Consider the following 2,829-nt stretch of genomic DNA (forward strand, 5'->3'; position numbering starts at 1 on the left):
GCCAGCCACGCCCCCGCCACCGCGCAGACCCCGGCCCAGCCCCAGTGGCTGAACGCGGGCCCCGCGAGGGCCGAGGCCAGTGCGCCGCCCGCGAAGCCGGCCACGACGTACGCCGTGTTGGCGGTGGCCGGGGCGGACGTGGTGGTCAGGGCGAGGGTCTGGTTGGCGACGTGGGAGGCGACCAGGGCGGCGTGCACCAGGACGGCCGCCGCGCACAGGGCCGCCATCACCTGCCCGCCCAGCCAGAACAGCGGCACCGACAGGGCGGCGAGCAGATACGCGGACCGTACGACCTTGGCGGCGCCGAACCGGTCGACCAGGCCCCCGGCGAGCGGCGCGACGACGCTCGCCGCCAGCCCGAACAGGCCGAACAGCCCGGCCGCGGCCGTGGTGAGGCCGTAGCCCTCGTCCTCCGTGAGGAGCAGCGCCAGCGAGGTCCACAGCGCGCTCCAGGCGCCGTACATCCCCGCCTGGCGCACGCACGCCCGCCACAGGTCCGGCGAGCTGCGCACCACGCCGGGCAGCGCGGCGAGCCCGGCGAACAGCGAGCCCTGCCGCTGCCGCCGCTCGACGGGCAGCACGTACGCCGTCGCCAGGCCGAGCACGGCGGTCAGCACGGCCGCCCCCACGAACACCGCGCGCCAGCCGAAGGCCTGCCCGGCCAGCCCGCCGAGCACCCGGGCCGCCACGATGCCGGTGAACAGGCCCGCGATGACGGCCGCGACATGACGCGCCCTGCGGTCGGCGGGGGCGCGCGCCGCCACCAGCGGCACGAGGAGCTGCGGCACGACCGTCGCCGCCGAGGCGACCAGGACGGCGGCCGCGAGCGCACCGGTCCCGGACGCCACCGCGCCGACGACCAGGGAGGCCGCCGCGACCAGCGCGAGGACGGCGACCAGGCGGCGCCGGTTCACGGTGTCGCCGAGCGGGGCGAAGAAGAGCAGGCCCGCCGCGTAGCCGAACTGCGCGACCGAGGCGAGCCAGGCCACCGCCGACGGGGTGGAGCCGAAGTCGCGGGCGATGAGGGGGAGCAGCGGCGCCGCGAGGTAGATGTTGGCGGCCGTCACGGCGGTGCAGAGGGCGATCAGGGGGAGGAACAGGCGGGAGGAGGCGGACGGCGTCTCGCGCGGTGCGTGGCCGACGGTCTCCGGTGCGATCCGGGCTGGTGCTGACGGTGACGACATGAGCGGAGCGACTCCTTCGAGCGCGCTGGTAACTAACTGGTTGGTTGTAAGGAACTCCTGGAGTCTGCTCGGCATTCCCGGCTGTGTCAACCAAATAGTTGGTTATGGCTCCCGGCCCGCTACTCTGTCCCCATGGCAGCAAGGGACCCCGAGGCCACCAAGGCCCGGATCTTCGAGGCGGCGGTCGGCGAGTTCGCCCGCCACGGTGTCGCCGGCGCTCGCATCGACCGCATCGCGGCCGAGGCGAAGGCCAACAAGCAGCTCATCTACGCCTACTACGGCAACAAGGGCGAGCTGTTCGCGTCCGTCCTCGAGAGGAAGATGCTCGACCTCGCGATCTCCGTCCCCGTCGACCCGGACGACATCGAGGGCTGGATCGACCGCCTGCTGGACTACCACGCCGCCCACCCCGAGCTGCTGCGCCTGCTCTTCTGGGAGGGCATGGAGTACGGCGCCGGCGAGCTGCCCGACGAGGACGAACGCCAGGCGCACTACGCCCGCAAGGTCGCCGCCGTACGGGACGGCCAGGAACGCGGCGTGATCACCGACGCCATCCCGGCGGCCGACCTGCTGTTCCTGCTGGTCGCGATGGCCAACTGGGCGTCCGTCATGCCGCAGATGAAACGCATACTGGTCGGCGGCGACGACACGGACGCCGTCCGCCTGCGCGCCTCGATCAAGCAGGCGGCACGCAGGATCGTCTCGGGCTAGCGCGCGCGGTCAGTCGGTCCCGGGCCGGGCGCCGTGAGTCGGTTCCGGTCCCAGCGCCGTCAGTTGGTCCCGATCCGGGCGAGCAGCTCGACGATCCGGGACTGCACCTCGCCGCTGGTGGACCGCTCCGCCAGGAACAGCACGGTCTCGCCCGACGCCAGCCGCGGCAGGTCGGCCTGGTCGACGGCGGCGGTGTAGACGACGAGCGGGGTGCGGTTGAGCTGCCCGTTCGCGCGCAGCCAGTCGATGATCCCGGCGTGTCCCTCCTGCCGCCGTTCGATCCGCATCAGGTCCATCACGACCAGGTTCGGCCGGAACTGGCCCGCCAGCGTCACCGCGTCGGCGTCGCTCGCCGCCCGCGCCACCTGCATGCCGCGCCGCTCCAGCGTCGAGGTCAGCGCCAGCGCGATCTCCGCGTGCTCCTCGATCAGGAGGACCCGCGGCGGGTGCTGCTCGCTGTCCCGGGGCGCGAGCGCCTTCAGCAGTACGGCGGGGTCGGCGCCGTACGCCGCGTCCCGCGAGGCCTGTCCGAGCCCGGCCGTCACCAGCACCGGCACCTCGGCGGCCACGGCGGCCTGCCGCAGCGACTGGAGCGCCGTCCGCGTGATCGGCCCGGTCAGCGGGTCCACGAACAGTGCGGCGGGGAACGCCGCGATCTGCGCGTCGACCTCCTCGCGCGAGTGCACGATCACCGGCCGGTAGCCGCGGTCGCTGAGCGCCTGCTGCGTGGAGACGTCCGGCGCGGGCCACACGAGCAGCCGGCGCGGGTTGTCCAGCGGCTCCGGGGGCAGCTCGTCGTCCATCGGCTGCGGACGCGGCGGGTCGGCCACCTCCACGGCCCCGCCGGGCCCGTCCAGTGGCTCGGGGCCCTCGGCGGCGTTCCGGTCCGGCGCCCCTATGGCGTACGACCGTCCCGCGGCCTCGGCCGTCGCCA

At 74.4% G+C, this 2,829-nt stretch carries 3 protein-coding genes; 1 reads left to right on the plus strand and 2 read right to left on the minus strand.

The features are described from left to right. Positions 1 to 1,184, minus strand: a 1,184-nt coding sequence (locus tag GTW67_RS28730; protein ID WP_202437823.1) for an MFS transporter, incomplete at its 3' end; no start/stop codon positions are given. 132 nt (positions 1,185 to 1,316) lie between these two features. Here GTW67_RS28730 and GTW67_RS28735 point away from each other — a divergent pair. Further along, the gene (locus tag GTW67_RS28735; protein ID WP_161167675.1) at positions 1,317 to 1,895 is read left to right on the plus strand and encodes a TetR/AcrR family transcriptional regulator; all 579 of its coding nucleotides are present in this window, start codon (positions 1,317 to 1,319) and stop codon (positions 1,893 to 1,895) included. A gap of 59 nt (positions 1,896 to 1,954) precedes the next feature. Here the strand turns inward: GTW67_RS28735 and GTW67_RS28740 are convergent. After that, positions 1,955 to 2,829 (minus strand): response regulator (locus GTW67_RS28740; RefSeq protein ID WP_346010768.1); only part of this gene is annotated, 875 nt, incomplete at its 5' end.

Source organism: Streptomyces sp. SID5910, assembly GCF_009862125.1.
GTDB lineage: Bacteria > Actinomycetota > Actinomycetes > Streptomycetales > Streptomycetaceae > Streptomyces.